The following is a 21,669-nucleotide window of genomic DNA, read 5'->3' on the forward strand; positions in this document are numbered from 1 at the left end:
CCGACGGTCCGGGAGCGATGCCGAACGGCTCGTCGTCTGTAGTCTGTTGGCATGGATCCGAGAGGCGCTGTGGTGTCAACATCCTGCTCTTGACGAGGAGTTCGCCGAAGGGGTGGGGATGACGGAGATCCGCGGCGAGTTGATCCGTGCATTGCCTGGCGTGCTGAAGGCGCACGCGGCACGCGTGGGAGGGAAGACCGCCTTCCAGGACGCCCGCCGGGGTGTCACGTACCAGGAGTTGGAGGAGCGGACCGGTCGTCTGGCGGGCCACCTGGTGCGGCTGGGGGTACGCAGGGGCGACAGGGTGGCGCTGCTGCTGGGCAACCGGGTGGAGACGGTGGAGAGTTTCCTCGCGGTTCTGCGGGCGGGGGCCGTGGGCGTTCCGGTCGGTCCCGGGGCCACGGACGCCGAACTCGCGTACTTCCTCGACGACAGCGGGGCAGCGGCGGTGGTCACGGAGAAGACGCTGCTGCCGCGGGTCTCGCGATTGGCGGCCGTACGACCGGGGTTGCGGTCGCGGATCCTGGTGGCGGGCACGGGTGCCGTGCCGAGCGGAGAGACCGCGCACGACTTCGAACGGCTCGCCGGGTCGGATCCGGGATGCGCGCCCCGGGACGACCTCGGCCTGGACGAGGCGGCATGGATCCTCTACACCTCGGGCACGACCGGGCGGAGCAAGGGCGTGGTCTCCAGTCAGCGCACCGCGCTGTGGTCCGTGGCGGCGGCCTACGCCCCGTTGTGGGGACTGGAGCCGCCGGACAGGCTGCTGTGGCCGCTGCCGATGTTCCACGCCTACGCCCACTCGTTGTGCTTGCTGGGCGTGGTGGCCGTGGGCGCGAGCGCGTACCTCCTCGACCGGGGTGCGAGCGTCGCGAAGGCGCTCGCCGAACAGCGGTTCACCATCGTGGCCGGCGTGCCTGCCACCTACCGCCTGCTCACGAGCGCGGTCCGGGAAGGCTCCCGGCCGTCGGCCGGCCTGCGTCTGTGCGTTACCGCGGGTGCGCCGTGTCCGCCGGAACTGCGGGCGGATGTCGAGGAGTTGCTCGGCGTACCGCTGCTGGACGGCTACGGCAGCACCGAGACCTGCGGGAAGATCACGGTCGACCGGCTCGACGGCTCCGGAGGCGCCGGCCATCGCGGTGTGCCGGTGCCCGGTGTCGAGGTGCGGCTGACCGATCCGGCCGGCGGTGGCGATGTCGCCGACGGGGGCGAGGGGGAGATCTGGGTCCGCGGCCCGAACCTGATGCTCGGGTATCACGACCGTCCGGACGACACCGCGCAGGCGTTCAGGGACGGTTGGTATCGCACGGGGGATCTCGGCCGCCGCGTCGGGCACAGCGGTCTGCGCGTCACCGGCCGGGTCAAGGAACTCATCATCCGGGGTGGCGAGAACGTCAACCCGGTCGAGGTGGAGCAGGTGCTGCTCACCTGTCCAGGCGTCGTGGACGCGGCCGTCGTCGGCAGGCCGCACGACGTGCTGGGCGAGGTGCCGGTCGCGTTCGTGGTCGCCGGCCCGCAGCGCGGCGTCGACACCGACCGGGTACGCGCCCTGTGCCGGGAGCGGCTGTCGGGCTTCAAGGTGCCCGACGAGGTGTACGAGACCGACTCCGTGCCCCGCACCCCCTCCGGCAAGACCGACCGTCCCGCGCTGGCCCGGCAACTGGCCGAACGGCTCGGGCCGGCACGCGAGGCCGCGGCGGCCGCCCTGCGCCGGCGCCTGTCGGCACTGGCCCCGCCCGCGCGGTACGACGCCGTGCTGCGTCTCGTCCTCGCCGCGACGGCGCACGCGAGCGGTGTGCCGGAACGGGACCTGGAACCGGGCCGGTCCTTCACCGCTTTCGGGGTCACCTCCCTCGGGGGCGTACTGCTGCGCGACCGGCTGGGCACGGCCACCGGCCTGGAGCTGCCCGCGACCTTGGTGTTCGACCACCCGACGCCCGCCGCCGTGGCGGAGTTCCTGCAGACCGCGCTGCTCGGCGGCCCGGCCCCGGCCCCGGACCCGGACGGCCGTCCCGGCAGCGGCAGGGCGCGTACGCCCTCGGCGGAGCCGGTGGCCGTCGTCGCGATGGCCTGCCGGTATCCGGGCGGCGTGGCCTCGCCCGAGGAGCTGTGGCGGCTCGTCGCGGACGGCGTCGACGCGACCTCGGACGTCCCCGTCGACCGGGGCTGGGACCTGCCCGGCCTCTTCGACCCGGACCCCGACCCCGACCGGCTCGGCACGTCCGTCACCCGCCGCGGCGGATTTCTGCGCGGGGCGGCCGATTTCGACGCGGCCTTCTTCGGGATGTCGCCCCGGGAGGCGCTGGCCACCGACCCGCAGCAGCGGGTCCTGCTGGAGACCGCCTGGGAGGTCCTGGAGCGGGCCGGCATCGACCCGACGGCCCTGCGCGGCAGCGACACCGGCGTCTTCGTCGGCGTGATGCACGACGACTACGCGGGCCGTCTCCTGCACCGCGGCCCGCACGAGTTGGAGGCGCATCTCGCGCTGGGCTCGGCGGGCAGCGTGGCCTCGGGCCGTGTCGCCCATGTCCTGGACCTGCGCGGGCCCGCCGTGACCGTGGACACCGCATGCTCGTCGTCGCTGGTGGCGATGCACTCGGCGGCACAGGCGCTGCGGTCCGGCGAGTGCTCGCTGGCCGTGGCCGGAGGCGTCACGGTGATGGCCACCGCAGTGCCGTTCGTCGCGTTCAGCAGGTTGCGCGGCCTGGCGCCGGACGGCCGGTGCAAACCGTTCTCGGCCGCGGCCGACGGCACCGGCTGGGCCGAGGGCGTCGGCGTCGTCCTGCTGGAGCGGCTCTCCGACGCCCGGCGCAACGGCCATCCGGTACTGGCCGTGCTCCGGGGCTCGGCCGTCGGTTCCGACGGCGCGTCCAACGGCCTGACCGCACCGAACGGCCCGGCCCAACAGGAGGTGATCCGCCGGGCCTTGGGCGACGCCGGGCTGTCCCCGGGCGACATCGACACCGTCGAGACGCACGGCACCGGTACCGCGCTGGGCGATCCCGTCGAGGCCCAGGCGCTGCAGGCCGTGTACGGGCGCGAGCGGCCCGGCGACCGGCCGCTGTGGCTCGGGGCGCTCAAGTCCAACATCGGGCACACCCAGGCCGCGGCCGGTGTCGGCGGTGTCATCAAGACGGTCCTGGCGATGCGCCACGGACGGCTGCCGCGCATTCTGCACTGCGAGGAGCCGTCACCGCGAGTGGACTGGTCGTCGGGTGCCGTACTGCTCCTGACGCGCGAGGAGGAATGGCGCCCGGCCCGGCCCGGAGCCCCGCGCAGGGCCGGGGTGTCCGCGTTCGGCATCGGCGGGACCAACGCCCACGTCATCCTGGAAGAGGCGATCGAAAAGGCGGTCGAGGAGCCCGTTGCGGAGGTGCCGGCCGGGCGCGGGAGGATCACGCCGCCCTTGCTGCTGTCGGGCGCGGATCCGCGGGCCCTGCGCGCGCAGGCCGGGCAGGTGGCGGCCCTGCTGCGGGAGCAGCCCCGGCTGTCCGCGCTGGACGTCGCGTTCTCCCTGGCGACGACCCGGGCGGCACTCACCCATCGGGCGGCTGTGACCGGAGGGGATCGCGAGGCGCTGCTGAGGGCGCTTGACGCGTTGGCGTCTGCAGGCACCGAGGTGAGGCCGGTTGCGCCTGCTGGACGGCTGGCACTGCTGTTCTCCGGCCAGGGTGGACAACGGCCCGGAATGGGCCGGGAATTGCACAGCGCGCTCCCCGTATTCGCGGCCTCCTTCGACGCGTTGTGCGAACGGTTCGACGGCACCGGTGGCCTGGAGCGGCCCCTGCGCGCCGTGCTGTGGGCGGACGAGGACACCGGCGACGCCGCTCTGCTGGACAGGACGGACTTCGCACAGGCGGGGCTGTTCGCCTACGAAGTGGCACTGTTCCGGCTGCTGGAGTCCTGGGGTGTGCGGCCCGACGCCGTGGCGGGGCACTCCGTGGGCGAGCTGGCAGCCGCTCACGTCGCAGGCGTCCTCTCGGAGCCGGAAGCGGTGGAATTGGTCGCGGCCCGCGGGCGGCTGATGCGGCAACTGCCCGGTCACGGCGCCATGGTGGCCCTGGAAGCCACCGAGGCCGAGGCGGCGGAAGAGCTGACGGATCCGGCACAGCGCGTGGCGATTGCAGCGGTGAACGGCCCCCGCTCGGTCGTCATTTCCGGGGAGGAGGAAGCCGTACGCGCCGTCGCCGCCCGGTTCACCGGGCGCGGACGCCGCGCCACGCGGCTGCGCGTCGGCGGCGCCTTCCACTCACCGCTGATGGAACCGATGCTCGCGGAGTTCGGCCGCATCGCGTCGGGAATGACCTACGGGGAGCCGTGCATCCCGGTGGTGTCGACCTTGAGCGGGCGGCCGGCCGAGGGGGACGATCTGCGCTCGGCGGCGTACTGGGTGTGCCACGTCCGCGAGACCGTACGGTTCGGGGACGCGGTGCACTGCCTGGTGAACGGCGAACGGGTGACCGCCTGCGTGGAGTTGGGACCGGACGCGCAGCTCACGGCGGCTGCCCTGGCCGGCGCCGCGGGAGGGGACGAGAGGTTGCTGTGCACGGCCACCTCGCGGGCCGGTGTGCCGGAGGCGGAGGCGATCCTGGCCGCGCTCGGCCGACTGCACACGCACGGCCTGCCGGTGGACTGGACCCGGGTGTACGCGGACAGCGGCGCCCGGCGGGTGGACCTGCCGAGCTACCCCTTCCAGCGGCAGCACTACTGGCTGGAGGACACCGGCGCCCCCGCACCGGCCGGCGCGGAACATCCTCTGCTGACCGGGACGACCACCGTGCCCGGCACGGAATCCCTGTTGTGCACCGGCCACCTCTCCACCGCGGCCCAGCCGTGGCTGCGCGACCACGTCATCGCCGGACAAGTGCTCGTACCCGCCGCCGCGTTCGCCGAGATGGTGCTCCACGCAGGCGACGCGAGCGGGCTGGACGTCCTGGAGGACCTCGCGCTGCTGGCCCCGCTGCCGCTGTCCGGCACCGGCGACGCGTTCCAGGTACAGGTGGTCCTCGGCGAACCGGACGCCTGCGGCCGTCGCACCGCGGACGTCCACTCCCGCCCACGGGCGTCGGGCCCGCTGGGCATTTGGACGCACCACGCGACGGGGCGGCTCGGCCCGGCCACCGCAGAGGCAGGCCACGGTTCCGGCGCTTTCGCGTGGCCGCCGCCGGGCGCCGCGCCCGTCGACCTCACGGGCGCCTACGATCGCCTGGCCGACGCCGGTCACGCGTACGGCCCTGCCTTCCGGGGCGTGACAGGCGTCTGGCGAGGGCCGGACGAAGAGGTGTTCGCCGAGGTGCGACTGCCCGGCGCGACGAGTGCCGACGCCGGCAGGTACGGCCTTCACCCCGCCCTGCTGGACGCGGCGTTGCACGCGGCACTGCTCGCCGCGCCGACCACCGGTCCCGCCCGGATGCCCTTCGTCTGGCGCGGCATGCACCTGTACGCCGTGGGCGCCACGGCGCTGCGCGTACGCATCCGCACCGCCGGTCCGGACACGGTCGCCGTGGACCTCGCCGACCCCGCGGGGAGGCCGGTGGCCCGGGTGGATGCGCTGACCACCCGGCCCGTACCGGAATCCGTCGGTGCCCTGGAAGAGAGCGCGGCCGGGGGCCTGTACGGCCTGCGGTGGACCGGCGTTCCGGCCGACGGCGACGGGCCGCTCCTGTCCGCGGCGGAACCCGACGACCTCGGTCTCCGCGCCGTGCTTCCCGGGCGGGGGGACACCCCGGGGGCGGCGGTGGTCTCCCTGTCCTGCTCCTCCCCGGACGCCGACCCGGTCGCGGACACCCATACGCTGACCGCGCGCGCCCTGGCCGTGCTGCAGAGCCACTTGTCCGCTCCTGCCACGCCTGGATCGCGCCTGGTCGTGGTGACCCGCGGTGCCACCTCTGCCGCGCCGGACCTGCCGGCCGCCGCGGTGTGGGGCCTGGTGCGTTCCGCACAGGCGGAACACCATGGGCGCTTCACGCTCGTGGACACCGACGGCCGCCCCGACTCCCTGCGCCTGCTGCGTGCCGCCGTCGCCACCGGCGAGCCGCAGCTCTCCCTCGTCGAGGGCGCCGTGCGCGTACCCCGGCTGGCCAAGGCCCCTGTTCCGCAGGCCAGTTCACCGGCAGAGGGCACGGTCCTGGTGACGGGCGGCACCGGAGCCCTCGGGGGTCTGCTGGCCCGGCACCTGGTCACCCGGCACGAGGTCCGCCGTCTCGTCCTCGTCAGCCGCCACGGCCTCCGGTCGCCGGCCGCGCGGCAACTGCGGACAGAACTCGAGGAGTCCGGCGCCCGCGTGGACGTGATCGCATGCGATGCCGCCGACCGCACCCGGCTTGCCTCCGTCGTGACGACGTACGCGCACGAGCTGAGCGCCGTCGTGCACGCCGCCGGGGTCCTGGACGACGGCGTGCTGGAGGCCCTGACACCCGGGCGGCTGGCCGCGGTGCTGCGGCCGAAGGCGGACGCCGCCTGGAATCTGCACGAGCTGACGAAGCACCTGCCCCTCTCGCACTTCGTCCTGTTCTCCTCGGCGGCCGGGCTGCTGGGCACCGCGGGCCAGGCCAACTACGCCGCCGCGAACACCTTCCTGGACGCGCTCGCGCAGCACCGCGCCGCTCTCGGCCTGCCGGCGCTCTCGCTCGCCTGGGGACCGTGGGCGGGCGGGGAGGGAATGGCGGCCCGTACCGCCGCCCCCGACCGGACTGTGAACGGCGTGCTGCACGCCGTCTCCCCCGCACAGGGTCTGGCGATGTTCGATGCCGCGCTGGGCAGCAGTGAACCGGTGCTGGCTCCGCTGCTGTTGGAGAGGTCCGGACGGGCGGACACAGCCGGGCAGCCGGTGCCACCGCCCCTGCGCGGGCTGCTGCGCCCGGCCCGCCCGGCAGCCGGGACGGGCGGCGATTCCGGGGGAGCGTGGCGCGAACGGCTCGCCGCGCTGTCCGTGTCCGACCGGGCACCGGTCCTGCTCGAGCTCGTCCGCGAGGAAGTCGCCACCGTGCTCGGCCATGCCGGCGCGGACGCCGTGGCGCCCGGCCGCCCCTTCACCGAGCTGGGCTTCGACTCCCTGACCGGGGTACTGCTGCGCAACCGTCTCGGCGCGCTCACCGGCCTGCAACTGCCCGCCACCGTCGTGTTCGACCGGACCAGCGCCGCGGAAATGGCCGAGGAGTTGGGCCAGGCCCTGCTCGAAGGGGACTCCGCTGTACGGGCAACGGCACGGCCGTCGCAGACCCTCGCCTCCCTCTACCGGCGCGTGTGCGAGACCGGCGACATCGTGTCGGCGATGCACTTGCTGATGACCGCCTCCCTCGCCCTGCCCGTCTTCGACCACACAGACAGCGCCCGGTACGAACTCGCGCCCCTCAAGCTGGCCGAAGGCGCAGCCGCTCCCGCGCTCGTGTGCGTTCCCGGATTCTCACCCACCGTCGGAGGGCCCTGGCACGCCACACTGGCCTCCTCCTTCGACGGGGAACGGGACGTCTTCGAGATCCAGCACCCCGGCGTCCAGCACGGCGACGCCGTCCCCCGGGACTGGAAGACCCTCGTGGAGCTGCACGCCGGCACCGTGCGCAAGCACCTCGGCGACCGCCCGTACGCCGTCCTCGGCTCCTCGATGGGAGGCTGCCCCGCGCACGCGGTGGCCGCACGCCTCGCGGCGACCGGCACCCCACCGCTCGGCCTCGTCCTCATCGACACCTACCACCTCACCCCGGACCTGGAGAGCGAGCCGTGGCTGCTCGCCCTGCCCGCCCGCATCCCCTTGCAGCTGGGTGAGCGGTTCGACACCGCCGTGGACGACATGTCCATGGCCGCCCTCGGCGCCTACACCCGTATCGCCCGCGGCTGGCAGCCGGAACCGACCGATGTCCTCACCCTGCTGCTCCGCGCCACCGAACCGCCGCCCGGGACGCGGGCGGGGGAGTGGCGAACGAACTGGCCGGTGCCGCACACCGGCGTGGACGTCCCCGGCAACCACTGGAGCATGACCGAGGAGCATGCGCACACGACGGCGGAGGCCATCAGGGCATGGCTCGGCACACGACGCACGGCCGCCACCGGCGACGCGCAGAGGTGATGCGGTCCCACTCTCAGCAAGCCGACCCGGCGTCGGCAGGCAGGTCTCTCGGAACGTGTGGGAACTTCCTGCGTCCGGAAGGACGTTCGCTCCTCGCACCGCCGCCGCCGAGGAGCACGTACCGGTCGTCCGGTCCACGGCCGGTCCAGGGCGCGGGGCCCCCGGCGACCACTCCGGCAGATCGGTCAAGGCGAGCCGGTCGCCTCTCGGAGCGGCTCGTGCAGGAAGAGGATGGTGGAGCCGGTCCTGCTGAAGGTCTGGTGCTCGACGGGGTACGGGTAGTCGACGAAGTCGCCCTTGGCCCGGCGCGCGGTGTGCCGGGTCCCGTCGGGGAACACCAGCTCGTCGTCGGCCTCGCCGTCGAGGAACAGGAAGCGGTGCGCCGTGCGGTGCGGGTGCCGGGGCGAGAAGGAGCCGGGCTCGAAGAAGGACAGTCCCACGACCCGTTCGTCGAAGTGCTCGTCGAACGTGACGTCGAGGAGCAGCCGGAACCACTGGCCCGGGCCCGACTGTTGCCATCCTTCCGGACTGAACACGTCGTCGGCCGGGGCTCCCAGCCGCTTCCCGGCCAGGACGAGGGCCAGGGCGCCGTCGGGGCTGGAGACGACTGCGGGCCTGTCCGCGGGCAGTGCTGCGTACGCTCCGGTCGGGTGCTCCGTGGCGGGGCCGGTGTCGCCGGCCGTGATCGAGAGGCGTCCGTTCAGTACGAGAACCCGGTCGTCCCCGGAACCCGCACGCCTGAACTCGCCACCCGCCGCGAGCCGCAGGAGTGAGAACGAGTCGCCCTGGGCCGAGTCGAGCAGCACCTTCGTCCACGCCCGCGGTACCCGCTCGCCGTCGCCGCGGGTCGCCGCCACCCACCCGGCAGGACTGAAGGCTGATGCATGACTGGGCATTTGTCTCCTCCGTTGTGCGAATCGGCCGTCACAACAACGACGTTGCCAGCGGCTGACGGCGGGCGACGCCCGCAGGCCGTCGTGCGGCTACAGCGTGGCCTGGGCGCCGGGTTCCAGGGTCAGTTCGCCGCCGTCGCGATCGTAGTCGTACAGCTCGGCGTAGCGGCCCCAGTCGACCGCGGTCTCCAGTTGGTTGCGGGCCTCCTCGGCGGAGAAGCCGCGCCGGAGCAGGTCCAGGAAGAAGCCCTCGCGCAGTGTGTGGCCCTCGGTGGCGGCCAGGGCCTGGACGATCGCGCGGACCAGCGGGGCGCGGGTGGCGGCGTGGTGCGCGAAGAGCTGTTTGCTGGTGAGGATGTCGGCGGCGGCGAACTCCCGGCCGGTGCCGGTGATGGCGAGCCGTGGGCCGTCGACCCGGGCGAGGCCGAGCATGACGGCGGCGTCCACCAGCGGGAGGAGGTCGTCGACCTCGAAGTTGAGCTCGTCGGCGATCTCCGCCAGTCCGTCCTCGCCGCCCCGGGCGACCAGGATCTCCAGCAGACCCGCCAGGCCGCCGACGCTGACGTCCGGCAGCGGGGCGCTGATCGGGGTCTGCGCCGGGGCGGGGCGGGCCGGGCCGCCCGTGGGTTCGGGGGCTTCGACAGCGGCGGCGGCCGCTTCCTCACGGCCGGTGAGGATGGCGTAGACCGTGTCGACCAGGGCTTCGAACCGGGGGTGCTGGCGGTCGCGGGGCCGCGGCAGGCCGACGGTGAGTTCGGCCTGGATCCGGCCGGGGTTGGAGGAGAGCACCAGGATGCGGTCGGCCAGCAGCACGGCCTCCTCGATGTTGTGGGTCACGATCAGGATCGACTTCACCGGCGCCTCGTGGCCCTCCCACAGGCCGACGAGCTCGGTGCGGAGGTTCTCGGCGGTCAGGACGTCCAGGGCGGAGAAGGGCTCGTCCATCAGCAGGGCGTCGGGCTCGACGACGATGCCGCGCGCGAAGCCGACCCGTTGCCGCATGCCGCCGGAGAGTTCCTTGGGGTAGGCCGATTCGAAGCCGTCCAGGCCGATGAGGTCGATGGCCTTCAGGGCGCGCCGGCGGCGCTCCTCCTCGCCGACGCCCAGGGCGGCGAGGCCGAGTTCGACGTTCTGCTGCACGGTGAGCCAGGGCAGCAGCGCGAAGGACTGGAAGACCATCGACACGCCCGGGTTGGCGCCGGACAGCGGTGTGCCCCGGTAGGACACCGAGCCGGCGGACGGAGCGATCAGCCCGGCCACGCAGCGCAGCAGCGTGGACTTGCCGGACCCCGACTTTCCCAGCAGGGCGACGATCTCGCCTTCGGCCAGGTCGAAGCTGATCCCGTCCAGCACGGGCAGGGAACTGCCCTCGGGGGTGGTGAACGCCTTGGTCACCGAATCGGCCCGGACGATCACCTCCCCGGCCGGACGGGGGCTCGCGGTGGGGGCTTCGCTGCTGGTCACGGGTGTCTGCCTCGCTGGGAGCGGAGAGAAAGCGGAGGGATTGCGGAGAGTGCGGTCACAGGGCGTAGCGGGTCTCGGCCAGGCGGTACAGGCGGCGCCAGAACAGCCGGTTCACGACGACGACGTACACGCTCATCGCGAAGATGCCCACCAGGATCCTGGGGAAGTTCCCGGTGGCGGTGGCCTCCGTGATGTAGGCGCCCAGCCCGGTCGCGGTCAGGTGGTGCTGCCCGTAGTCGACGACCTCGGCGACGATCGAGGCGTTCCACGCCCCGCCCGCCGCCGTGATCCCGCCGGTGACGTAGGACGGGAAGACGGCGGGCAGGATGAACCGCCGCCAGCGCAGCCATCCGCCGACCCGGAACATGGTCATCGCCTCCCGCAGGTCGGAGGGGATCGCCGAGGCGCCGGCGATGACGTTGAAGAGGATGTACCACTGCGCGCCCAGCGCCATCAGCAGCACGGATCCGAAATTGAGTGAGATGCCGAGCGCGAGGAAGGCGGCGGTGGCGAAGGGGAAGAGGAAGTTCGCGGGGAAGCTGGCCAGCACCTGCACGACCGGCTGCGCGAACCGGGTCACCCGGGGGTTCATCCCGATCCACACCCCGACCGGCACCCAGACCAGCGTCGCGACGACGCTGAGCACCACCACCCGCCCGAAGGTGGCCGCACCCAGCGCCAGCGCATGGCCGAAGGCGCCCAGGCCGACGGTGGAGTGCACGTAGGCGAACGCCTTCCAGGCCCCGTAGACGACGACCGTGCTCACCGCCCCGGCGAAGAACACGTCCGCGGTCCGCTCCCGCGCCGGCGAGATCCGGATGGTGTGTTCGGCCACCCCGAACGGCCGCATCAGCCGGTCGAACGCGGGCCAGAGCGGCTTCAGCGGACGGCCCAGCAGCTGTGGCACCTCCGACCGCCGCAGGAAGTCCAGCACCAGGCTGCGGGGATGCTCGGCGGCCTCGGACTCCTCCACCCGGAACCGCTCCGACCAGGCGGTGACCGGCCGCCAGAACAGCACGTTCACCCCGATCACCAGGACGACCATCACGCCGCTGGCGATGCCCACCTTGCCGAGATCCCCCTCGGCGATGGCGGCGGCGGCGTACGAGCCCATGCCGGGCAGCGCGTACTGGTGGTTGAGCACGGAGATGGACTCCGAGGCGGCCAGGAAGAACCAGGCGCCGCCGAAGCTCATCATCCCGTTCCAGACCAGCGGGATCACCCCGCTGGGCACGTCCAGCTGCCAGAACCGCTGCCATTTCGTCAGCCGCATCACCCGGGCGGCCTCGTCCAGTTCCCGGGGCTGGGAGACCAGCGAGGCGTAGAAGGCGAAGGTCATGTTCCACGCCATCGCCGTGAAGATCGCGAAGATCGAGGCGCATTCGAGGCCCAGTTCGGAGCCGGGGAAGAGGGCGATGAACGCGGTCACCGTCACCGAGAGGAACCCCAGGACGGGCACCGACTGCAGGATGTCCAGCACCGGCAGCAGCACCTTCTCGGCCCTGCGCAGCCGGGCGGCGGCCGTGGCGTACGCGAAGGTGAACAGCACCGACGCCAGGAGGGCGATGAACATGCGCAGCAAGGACCGCACCGCGTAGTACGGCAGGTTCGACGGGTCCGTCGAGACCGCCTTGGGCGCGGTCTCCGGCAGGAACGGCGCGTTGAGCGACGGAGCCAGCCGCAGCAGGCCGTACAGCAGCGCCATCAGGGCCACCGCGACCACCAGGTCGACCCACCGCAACGCGGGCCGCCGCCACACTCCCCGGGACGGAAATCCTCCCGTATCCACCATCGGACGCCTCCGTGCGCTCACGGCTCGCCTGTCCGGGCCAGGAAATCACGCCCGGGAATCTCCGTGCCGCAGCCCGACGACCGACACGCGCAGGGGCACCCGCACCGGGCGGCGTGGTGATGGCGTCAAGATCAGGCCCAGTACTTGCGTCGACGTGCAAGTACAGGCACACTCGTAGAGGTTTCGAAGAAGGCACCTCGTTCGGTGAGGCGTCTGTACGGACACAGGCCACTGACCCCACGACGTCGAGAGACGCCCAGGGTCAGGACAGGTCTCCCCGGCCCAAGGGGTGACCCCAAGTGGCTTCCCCCGGGCGGGGATTACGCCGTGCAGTGCCAAAGCTCTGACGAGTTGGGGTGAGCCGGCCGATGGGGCCGGTCCGCTCCTTGCCGCGTCCGTCACGGCGCTCATGCGCCCCGGTCCGGGAGGAGGCGAGAGAACATGGATTGCGGTCCCAGTAGTCCGGGCCACAGTAGGCCCTGCCTCCGCCTGTCCCGGCTCCGTCCCGGCGTGCGGTAAGCACCCTCTCCCTGCGCGCACCCGCTTCACTGCCCTGACACCCGTGCGGCCTCACACCGCTCCGGGCCGGTCGGCCTGCACGCCCGCGGGGGTGAATCGCCACCCCATGCCCGAAACCTCCCCCTCGGGGGAAGAGAAGAGAGCGTAACGTGCGCCTTCTCACGCACCTCACCCAGCCCTCCGCACCGGCCCGCCGGTGCCCGCACAGCGCCGGCCACCACCACGCCCGCGGCCCTGAACACGCCTGCCCGCACGTGACCTTGGCCCTGGGCGACGGACCTGAGCGGGCCTACCGGCTGGACGACCCCGACACCTGCGCCCGGCCGTACGCCCCGCACGCCGCGTACGACCCACGAGTGCACCTCGCCTACGTCCTCGCGCAGCAGGGACACGACGCCCACTGGCTCTCCCGCTTCACCGGCCTGCCGCTGCCCGCCGCGCGCCGCATCGCCGGAGCCGCCGCGCTGGCCCGCGCCTGACCACCCTCCACGCCGAAACGTTCCGCCATTCCCTGGCCGCGCCCTGCCCTCCCGCGGGCACGGCGTCCTACGGAGGTGACCTCTGCATGTCCGTCCTCACCCTGATGCACACGCGCATGCACATCCGTCGCGAACACCACTCGGCCGCGCGCATGCCCGGACCCCTCCGGGGCTTCGCCGACGGCCCGCTCGACACCACCGTCCTGCGCGCGGCTTCCGCTCCGGCAGCGGCCACCCGGGGCGTCCCGGACGAGCAGGCCGAACGCCCGCACGCCCACTGGCACATGGTCACCGGCCCCGACGGCCGGCGACACCTCGAAGCGGCCTGGCACCTGGACCGCTGACCCACCAGCAACCCTCCTGGAAACAGGAATTGGAGACACCGACATGTACTTTCCGGCCGGCCTCCTGCAGGAAACCGTCGAGCGACTCATCGACAGCGCCCCGTACGCGGCCACCAACGTCCCCCTGCACGGCGTCGCGCACGTCATGTGCGACACAGCCGAGGAGCCCCGCGTACGGGCCCGGCTCACCCAGGCCCTGACCGGCCCCGACGTGCACTTGACCGAGGTGTCCAGCCGAAGCGAAGCGCCCGGCTCCGCACTTCTGGAAGCGTCCTTCGACACGCGGGGCCCCATCGCGACACCCCTGTCGCAACTGCTCTCCCTCGTCTGGCTGGAGCCCGCGGTGAGCGACCTGCACTGGCACCTGGACAGCCGGCCGGCGGCGGTTCCCGCCGACGTGGAGTCTCCGCACGCGCCGACGCATTGTGTGGACGGCCTGGTCCTCGACCTGGAACGTCGTACGGTCTCGGCGGACGGCAGGCCGGTCAAACTGACCTGCATGGAGTTCGAACTCCTCGCCTACCTGGCCGCCTACCCCCAACGCCCTCATGGTCAGGAGCAGTTGATGGAGATGGTGTGGCAGCGGGACGCCGTCGGTGAGACGCGTACGGTCGACACGCACGTCGCCCGCCTCCGGCGCAAGCTCGGCTCCCGTTACGGGGCGGTCATCGCGGACGCCGGGCGGGGCGGGTACGCGTTCGAGCCGTCGAAGGCGGCGGCGTGAGATCACGTATCAGACGCGCCTGCAGAGTCCGGTGATCGCGGTCGCGAGGGCGGCCGGCTGTGACAGGAACGGCGAGTGGGAGCTGTCGAGTTCGAGGACCGTGGTCGGTGTGCCGGACACGGCGTCGATCTCGCGTACGAAGCGACGCTGCAGGGCTACCGGGAGGGCATTGTCCTTCGTGCACACCACATAGGTGTGCGGCACGGTGCCGTACCGGCCGGCTGTCACGGTGAAGGCATCGGTGGCAATGCCGAGCGGACTGTCGGCGCTGAGCAGGCTGATCGCCGCCGTCGCCGTCGCCTCGTCCACGTCGCCGTAGAAGGTCTCGCGGATCGCGGCGTGGCCGTCGCTGTCGCCGGGATCGATGCGCACCGCCCCGACATCGGCCGGATCGGCCCTCAGAAGACGCAGCACCAGCTCGCCCTGATTCTCGGGGACCGTGCTGTACGCCCCGGAGGGCAGACCGGAGACGGGGGCGAGCGCGGCCACGTACACAAGATGAGCGAACAGGTGCGGGGCCAGCTCGGCAGCGGCGGTGGCGACGGTGCCGCCCTGGCTGTGCGCCACCACGATGCAGGGCTCGCCGTCGCCGATCACCCTGATCTGCTCGACGAGCATCGCTGCGGCCGAGGACGCCGTGACGGCGGCGACTGCGGACGGTTCCTCGGCGAAGGCGGCGGGATCGAACGGGCGATCCCATCGCGCGCTCGGCTGCCTGCCGTTCAGCCCGTGCCCTTCGAGGTCGACGGCCACGGACATGACACCGCGTGCGGCGAGCTGTTCCACCGCGCGGCTCCAGCACCAGCTTCCGTGCCAGAAGCCGTGAACGAGAATGACCTTGCGCATCGCTGCCTCTCCTTGCCATCGGCCGCACGGGCGGCGCGCCGTCGGCAACGTCAGGAAACACGGGTGCACCCGTGCGTCATCCGCGCACGGTCACATCCGTTGGTTCGCACGGGGGATGCGCCGCCGTTTTCGCTTCGTGCCCGTGCCGGCCCTCGAGCAAACTGGTACGTCGCGTGGATGCCGTCGGGCAGGGGCATCCGGATGATGGTCGGAGGAGGTGCGCCCAGGGTGCCCCCGGACGTACCTCCTCCCATCACCGCGAAGTCGGTTCGTCGGAGGAGAGGGCAACGTGGACGAGCGTCGACAGCAGACGGAAGCAGGTTGGGCGGCCGAGGGCGAGTTCGACATCATCGTGTGCGGCGCGGGCCCGGCGGGGTCGACGGTCGCGGGGATGCTCGCGGCCGACGAGGACCTGCGGGTACTGCTCCTGGAGGCGGGCCCGGACGATGACGACGAGCGGGTGTCCGACCGCGACCGGTGGATGGAGAATCTCGGCACCGAACGCGACTGGGGCTATGTCACCGAGCCCGGCGCCGGGATCGATGGCCGGCGTCTGGCGTATTCCATGGGTAAGGGGCTCGGCGGCGGTTCGAGCATCAATGCCGGAACCTGGGCGCGCGGTCATCGGCGCAACTGGGAGGAAATCGCCGCGAGTTGCGCGGACCCGCGGTGGGACTACCGTTCGACGCTCGGCGTCTACCGCGAGCTGGAGACCTGGCACGGCGAGCCCGACCCCGAACGGCGGGGCACCGCGGGCCCGATGCACATCCTGCCGGCACAGCCGCTGTATCCGTTCTTCTCGGCGCTGCTCGACGGAGCCGAGTCGGCCGGGCTCCACCGCTACGACAGCCCGAACGGGGAACTCGCCGAGCGGGGGAGCGGCTGCGCCGTCCGGGACGAGTACGCCGTGCGCGGCGTGCGGCGCTCGCCCTACCGCGTGCTGGTCGCCCCGCGGCGGCGGCAGCGCAATCTGACGGTGCTCACGCGGACCCTGGTCACCCGGGTCGTGTTCGAGCATGGTCGTGCGGTCGGTGTCGAGGCCGTGACCGGGGGCCGCCGCGTCCGCTTCCGTGCCGCGCGCGAGGTCGTGCTCAGCCTCGGGGCGGTGCAGACGCCCAAGATCCTCATGCAGTCGGGCATCGGGCCCGCCCGGCACCTCGAGTCGCTCGGCATCGGCGTCCGCGCCGATCTTCCCGGCGTGGGCGCCAACCTCGGCGACCACCTGCTGATCAGCTGCGTGTGGGAGGCCGGCGCCCGCGAGCTGCCTCCGCCTCCGCGCACCCAGGCGGTGTGCTTCTGGGGCGCCGACGGCCACGCCGAGCTGCCGCGGTTCTTCATGTACTCCGCCGCGATGGCGTTCATGTCCCCCGAGGCGGAGGCCCGGTACGGCAAGCCGGAGTCCGCCTTCACCTTCCTGCTGGGCATGAGCCTGCGCTCACGCGGATCGGTGCGACTCGCCGACGCCGACCCGGCGAGCGCTCCCGTGATCGAGACCGGCTACTTCGACGAGCCGGACGACCTGCGGGATGCCGTCGAGGCCTACCGGTTCGCCGAGACGATCGCCCACGCGGAGGCGATGCGCCCCTACCGGGGATCCCGGACGGTGCTCGGGAACGTGTCCGACGCCGAGGTCGCCGCCTACATCCGCACGACGGCCTTCACGTACTGGCATCAGTGCGGGACGGCCCGGATCGGCGTCGACGACGATGCCGTCGTCGACGCCGAGTTGCGCGTCCGGGGCGTGGAGAACCTGCGTGTCGCCGACGCGTCGGTACTGCCCCGGGTGACCTCCGCGAACACCATGGCGCCGTGCGTGGTCGTCGGGCACCGGGCGGCCACCTTTCTCCGCGGCTGACCGGACAGAATGAGGGACACACCGTGGGTCGGCCGTCAGCGCGTGATCTGCACGACCGGCCGCAGTTTGTCCGTCAGCCGGGACAGCAGTCGTTCGGCGGGCGGCAGCAGCCAGGGGGAGAGGGCGGCGGTGCCGACCGCTGCTCCGACCCCCGTCCAGGCCACCGGTCCCAGCGGTGTGCAGCCGAAGAAGTGGCTGACCAGCGGGGTCTGGACGATGCCGGCGAGGACGAGGGCGGAGCCGACCGCGGTCGCCAGGACCAGGGGGCTGCGCTGCCGGCCCCTGAGGGTCTGGGTGAGCTGGGCGCCGACCACCCCGCAGAGGGCCATGGTGCTGGTGCGCCGCGCCGTGCCCGGGGTGAAGCGGCCGATCAGCCACGCCGTCGTCGCGCCGAGTCCGGTGATGACGCCACGCTGGCGGATCTGGTGGGTCAGCGGGGCGCCGAGGGCGGCGACGCCCACCGGGGCCGTACCGGAGAGAGACGTTTCTTCACCCGGTTCCTCGTCCTGTGGCGTGACGGCCACCGCCATGGCCGGGAACATGTCGGTGAGCAGGTTGACCAGCAGCAACTGGCGTGTGGAGAGCGGGGATGCGCCGTCGAGCAGGGTGCCGAGCACGGTGAAGCCGACCTCGCCGAAGTTGCCGCCGATCAGGATGCTGATGGCGTCGGCCACGCTGCGCCACAGGGCCCGGCCCTCGGCCACGGCGTCGACGAGGACGGACAGCTCGTCGCCGGTGATGACCAGATCGGCGGCGTTGCGGGCCGCGGCGGAGCCGCGGGCGGCGATGCCGATGCCGACGTCGGCGGCGCGGATGGCCGCGGCGTCGTTCGCGCCGTCGCCGACCATGGCCACCACGCGTCCGGCCTCCCTCAGCGCCTCGACGACCTGGAGCTTCTGCTCCGGGGCGACGCGGGCCACCACGCCGCAGTCCCGCAGGAGTTCGGCTCTTCCGGCCCGGTCGAGGGCGGACAGCCGGTCGCCGGTGACCACGCCGACGTCCTGCGGCCAGCCCAGGGACAGTGCGATGGCCCGGGCGGTCTGCGGGTGGTCGCCGGTCAGTATCACCGGCCGCAGGCCGGCCCGGCGCAGCCCGGCCACCAGGGGAGCGGAGTCGGCCCGCGGGGTGTCGGCCAGCGCCACGAACCCCAGGAACTCCAGCCCCGCCAGCGGCTTGTCCAGCATGTCGGCCGCCTCGTCGACGGTGAACCGGCGCCGGGCGACGGCCAGCACGCGCAGCCCCTGGCACGCCAGGGACTGCGCGCTCTCCTGCACATCGGCAGGGACGTCCGTGCAGCACGGCAGCACGATCTCCGGCGCCCCCTTGACCACCAGTACGCGTGCGTCGTCGCCGTCTGCGGTGTGCCCGATGGCTGCTGCGTAGCCGCGGCTGGCCTCGAAGGGCCGGGCGTCGGTCTCGGTCCAGTCCGGGTCGTCCGGGGCTGCGGCCAGTACGGCCTCGTCGGTGGCGTGCGCGTGCACGCCCGTTCCGTCGGGGCGCGGGCACGTGCGGGCCGCGGCCTGCAACACCGCTGCGGCGCTTGGGGAGTCGGCGGCGTAGGCGGTGCCCTCGGCGGTGACGAGGCGGACGACGTGCAGACGGTTCTCGGTCAGGGTGCCGGTCTTGTCGAAGCAGATGGTGTCGATCCGGCCCAGCGCCTCCAGGGTGCGGGGGGTGCGCACCAGGATCCCGCGCCGGCTGAGCCTGCGGGCGGCGGCCATCTGCGCGACCGTCGCCACCAGGGGAAGCCCCTCCGGGACCGCGGCCACCGCCACCGCCACGCCGCCGCCGACGGCCTCGCGCACCGAGCGGCCGCGCAGCAGGGACAGCGCCGTGACGGCCGCCCCGCCGGCGAGGGTGAGCGGCAGCGCCTTCTTCGTGAGCTCCTGCAGCCGTGCCTGCACCCCTGCCGCGGCCGGGGCCCGTGAGGCCAGGGACGCGGCGCGTCCCGCCTGGGTCTGCTCACCGGTGCCCACCACGGCGGCCCGGCCGCGGCCTGCGACCACGGTGGTGCCTTCGTAGACCATGCAGCCGCGGTCCGCCACGGCCGCGCGGGGGGTGGCGGCCACCTGCTTGCGGGTCGGCAACGACTCGCCGGTCAGGGCGGATTCGTCGACCTCCAGGTCGGTGGCGTCCAGCAGCCGGGCATCGGCCGGCACGACGTCGCCCGTGGCCAGCTCGATCAGATCGCCCGGTGCCAGCCGGGCGGCGTCCACGATCGTCGTCGTCCCCTTCCGGGCGCCGGTGACCCGCCGGGCCGTCTGCCGCTGCCCCACCGAGAGCCTTGCCAGGGCGTGCTCGGCACGCAGCCGCTGCACCCCGCCCACCACGGCGTTCATCCCCAACGCCCCGGTGACCAGCAGTGCGTCGACGCCGGAGCCGAGAACCGCGGACGCAGCCGCACCGACCGCGAGCACGGGCGTGAGCGGATCGTCGAGTTCCGCACGTACGGCCGTGCACAAGGACATCGTCATACGCGTCGGCGCGAACACCGGCAGCCGGGCCGCGGCATCCGCGCTCGCACGCAGCCTGGACAGCACGGTGGGAGTGGTACGAGGGGTACTCGCCAGCCGGGACAGCGCCTCGTCGGGATGCAGGGCGTGCCACGGTATGCGCGGTCCCGGGCGGGGCGTCTTGCGGCCGACGGTCCCGTACGCGGCCCGCCAGCCCGAGAACAGGGCCGCGCCGGCAGCGGCGTTGACGGGGCTGAGCCGGACCCCGGCCGGCAGGAGCACGCGCCGGGCCGGCGAGCCTCCCGTGACCACCAGGAGCCCGGACAGCGCCGCACCCGACTGGGCCAGGGTCCTGGAACGGCGGCTGACGGCCCGTGCGGCGGGAGCGGCTGCCAGCAGCCGCCACACCCCCTCCAGCCCGTTCAGCGCCAGGACGTCGGCACCCCAGACCACGGCGCTGCGCTCGTCGGTGACGGACACGGCGAGATCACCGGCCAGCAGGCCCGCGAGCACCTCGTGGCCCCCGGTGTCCTCGCGGCCGATGCGCGTGACGGTCACCACGACCCTGCCGTCCGCCTGCAGTTCGCGCACGACCTCGGCCAACGGCCGCTCGGGGGCGACGACGGTGTCCGCCAGCGACGCGAACTCGCCGAGTGAAGGATCGTCCACCATCACCACGCTCAGGCCGGCCCGGCGGGCCGCGTCCAGCACCGCCTCGGCAAGCGGGTCGAGCTCCCACCCGACCAGCACGGTGCCCACGCCCTCCCCGCCCGCGGACGCGACCATCCGACCGGAGTCGGCAGGCTCGTCGCCGGATGCCGAACGCAGACTCACGACAGGCTCGTCGACGTCACCTGCCACCTCCTCGGTGGCGCGGTGCAGCGCCGCGGTCGCCGCGTGCCAGAGCCGGTCGTGGTCCCACGACGACGCGCCGGGATCGACATCGAGGACCGTCCGCCGTGCGCCGCGCAGGGCGCCGGGGTGGAGGACCACGGTGTCCACGAGCTCCAGTTGACGCAGCCGCTCGACGCTGCGGACCAGCATGCCGCCCTGAGCCAGCGCACTGCCCAGGGCGGCGGTGAAGGCCGCCGGGCCGTAGCGCGCAGCCTTCGGCGATCCGGCCAGGACCGCTTCCGCGGCCCCCGCCGGGCTGCGGGTGAACACCAGCGTCGCGGCCGCGCCCACCAGGCTGCCGGTGACCGCGGTGTCCGCGTACTCCTCGCCCGGGGTCGGCCGCAGCGGCGGTCTGGACGCCCCGGCTCCGGACATGCTCGGCCGGTCCGGGACGCAGATGTCGTCGTGAGCGGCGTCGAAGGCGGCGGCCCGGGCCAGCGCCTCCGCCAACTGGCCCGCCCGCAGGGCTCCGTCCAGCACGAGCGCCGTCGGCGACTGCCCCAGACCGTGCGTGGCCGCATTGACCGCGGCCAGCACCAGGTCGGTCCCGTTCGCGCCGAGCCGGCGGCGCAGCACGCCACGCACCCGGGAGTCCTCCCGCAGCAGCGTCACCGCCGCGGTGACCAGCCGCGGGGACTTCTGCATCCGCAGCACCTGTGCCGCCACCGCCGTGGCGACACCCGCCGCATCACAGGCCAGGAGTACGGCCGCAGCGCGCACATCGGCGGTGCTCGCGGGATGGGGAGAGTAAGGTTTCTCCGTCTCGTCGGAGTGCTCCAGCCCGTACCGGGCGGCCAGTTCCGCCGTCCGGCGCTCGACCGCACCGACCACATCCTGCTCGGCCACCTGCACCACCAGCCGGGACAGACCGCCGTCCCAGTAGGCGAGGAGCACCTCGGGGTGCTCCAGCAACGCGGCCGCCACCTTCTCCGCGGCCTCCTCCAGCCGTGGCACGTGGGCGGCTTCGGGGTGCGGGCGCAAGGGCAATTGGAGCCTGCTCCCCGCACGCCAGCAACCGTCGCCGGGCACCAGCGCGTTACGGGCCACGCGGGCCACACGCACGGCCGTCGCCGATGCCTCGGCCGCCCCGCCTGCCGCGGCGCGCACACCGACCGACGCCAACTCGGCCGCTCCGCATATGAGTACGTCGGCCGACGGGACGAGACGGCCCGCGGCCCGGGCCGGAGCGCTGAGTGCCGAACCAAGACCGGCCACGGGTAAGCCGGCCAGCAAACGCAGAACCACTGTCCTACTCTCATGAGAAGTCCGCACCGGTTTGTGGCCACGGTGCGGAGAAGACATGCTGTGCCCGGAACGGCCGGGCAGCCGACGGCTACTGCC

General features: G+C 73.3%; 10 protein-coding genes and 1 riboswitch. Of the genes, 5 read left to right on the plus strand and 5 right to left on the minus strand.

Translation table 11 applies throughout. The features are described from left to right. The first annotated feature begins 118 nt into the window (after positions 1-118). Complete coding sequence (locus tag ACLHRZ_RS17785; RefSeq protein ID WP_490419424.1) at positions 119-8,065, plus strand: alpha/beta fold hydrolase; 7,947 nt, start codon at positions 119-121, stop codon at positions 8,063-8,065. 185 nt (positions 8,066-8,250) lie between these two features. On the opposite strand, the gene ACLHRZ_RS17790 is transcribed toward ACLHRZ_RS17785, so the two are convergent. The 3 genes from ACLHRZ_RS17790 to ACLHRZ_RS17800 all read right to left on the minus strand — a co-directional run bounded on the left by ACLHRZ_RS17790 (position 8,251) and on the right by ACLHRZ_RS17800 (position 12,214). Further along, positions 8,251-8,961: a hypothetical protein gene (locus tag ACLHRZ_RS17790; RefSeq protein ID WP_490419425.1), complete on the minus strand. Its 711-nt coding sequence runs from the start codon at positions 8,959-8,961 to the stop codon at positions 8,251-8,253. A gap of 87 nt (positions 8,962-9,048) precedes the next feature. Then, positions 9,049-10,422 carry an ABC transporter ATP-binding protein gene (locus ACLHRZ_RS17795; protein WP_490419426.1) on the minus strand — a complete coding sequence of 458 codons (1,374 nt, stop codon included), beginning with the start codon at positions 10,420-10,422 and terminating at the stop codon, positions 9,049-9,051. A 55-nt stretch (positions 10,423-10,477) separates the two neighbouring features. Then, positions 10,478-12,214: an ABC transporter permease gene (locus tag ACLHRZ_RS17800; protein ID WP_490419427.1), complete on the minus strand. Its 1,737-nt coding sequence runs from the start codon at positions 12,212-12,214 to the stop codon at positions 10,478-10,480. A gap of 189 nt (positions 12,215-12,403) precedes the next feature. After that, a riboswitch (M-box (ykoK) riboswitch) is annotated at positions 12,404-12,577 on the plus strand. 305 nt (positions 12,578-12,882) lie between these two features. Here ACLHRZ_RS17800 and ACLHRZ_RS17805 point away from each other — a divergent pair. From ACLHRZ_RS17805 to ACLHRZ_RS17815, 3 genes are all read left to right on the plus strand, one after another. Beyond that, entirely contained in the window at positions 12,883-13,212 is a 330-nt protein-coding gene (locus tag ACLHRZ_RS17805) for a hypothetical protein (protein WP_490419428.1), read from the plus strand. 86 nt (positions 13,213-13,298) lie between these two features. Beyond that, entirely contained in the window at positions 13,299-13,556 is a 258-nt protein-coding gene (locus ACLHRZ_RS17810; protein WP_490419429.1) for a hypothetical protein, read from the plus strand. A gap of 43 nt (positions 13,557-13,599) precedes the next feature. Beyond that, entirely contained in the window at positions 13,600-14,280 is a 681-nt protein-coding gene (locus ACLHRZ_RS17815) for a winged helix-turn-helix domain-containing protein (protein ID WP_490419430.1), read from the plus strand. Between the two features lie 9 nt (positions 14,281-14,289). Here the strand turns inward: ACLHRZ_RS17815 and ACLHRZ_RS17820 are convergent, their stop codons facing one another. Next, positions 14,290-15,126, minus strand: coding sequence for an alpha/beta fold hydrolase (locus tag ACLHRZ_RS17820; protein WP_490419431.1), 837 nt, complete (start codon positions 15,124-15,126; stop codon positions 14,290-14,292). A gap of 289 nt (positions 15,127-15,415) precedes the next feature. Between ACLHRZ_RS17820 and ACLHRZ_RS17825 the strand changes: the two genes are divergently transcribed. Further along, entirely contained in the window at positions 15,416-16,981 is a 1,566-nt protein-coding gene (locus ACLHRZ_RS17825; RefSeq protein WP_490419432.1) for a GMC family oxidoreductase, read from the plus strand. 35 nt (positions 16,982-17,016) lie between these two features. Here the strand turns inward: ACLHRZ_RS17825 and ACLHRZ_RS17830 are convergent, their stop codons facing one another. Then, complete coding sequence (locus ACLHRZ_RS17830; protein ID WP_490419433.1) at positions 17,017-21,630, minus strand: cation-translocating P-type ATPase; 4,614 nt, start codon at positions 21,628-21,630, stop codon at positions 17,017-17,019. Positions 21,631-21,669 lie beyond the last annotated feature (39 nt).

Source organism: Streptomyces sp. AM25 (genome assembly GCF_058146165.1).

Coding starts and splice junctions, on each gene's coding strand:
- ACLHRZ_RS17810 (WP_490419429.1), top strand. CDS start 13,299: ATGTCCGTCCTCACCCTGATGCACACGCGCATGCACATCCGTCGCGAA.
- ACLHRZ_RS17790 (WP_490419425.1), bottom strand. CDS start 8,961: ATGCCCAGTCATGCATCAGCCTTCAGTCCTGCCGGGTGGGTGGCGGCG.
- ACLHRZ_RS17785 (WP_490419424.1), top strand. CDS start 119: ATGACGGAGATCCGCGGCGAGTTGATCCGTGCATTGCCTGGCGTGCTG.
- ACLHRZ_RS17830 (WP_490419433.1), bottom strand. CDS start 21,630: ATGTCTTCTCCGCACCGTGGCCACAAACCGGTGCGGACTTCTCATGAG.
- ACLHRZ_RS17815 (WP_490419430.1), top strand. CDS start 13,600: ATGTACTTTCCGGCCGGCCTCCTGCAGGAAACCGTCGAGCGACTCATC.
- ACLHRZ_RS17820 (WP_490419431.1), bottom strand. CDS start 15,126: ATGCGCAAGGTCATTCTCGTTCACGGCTTCTGGCACGGAAGCTGGTGC.
- ACLHRZ_RS17800 (WP_490419427.1), bottom strand. CDS start 12,214: ATGGTGGATACGGGAGGATTTCCGTCCCGGGGAGTGTGGCGGCGGCCC.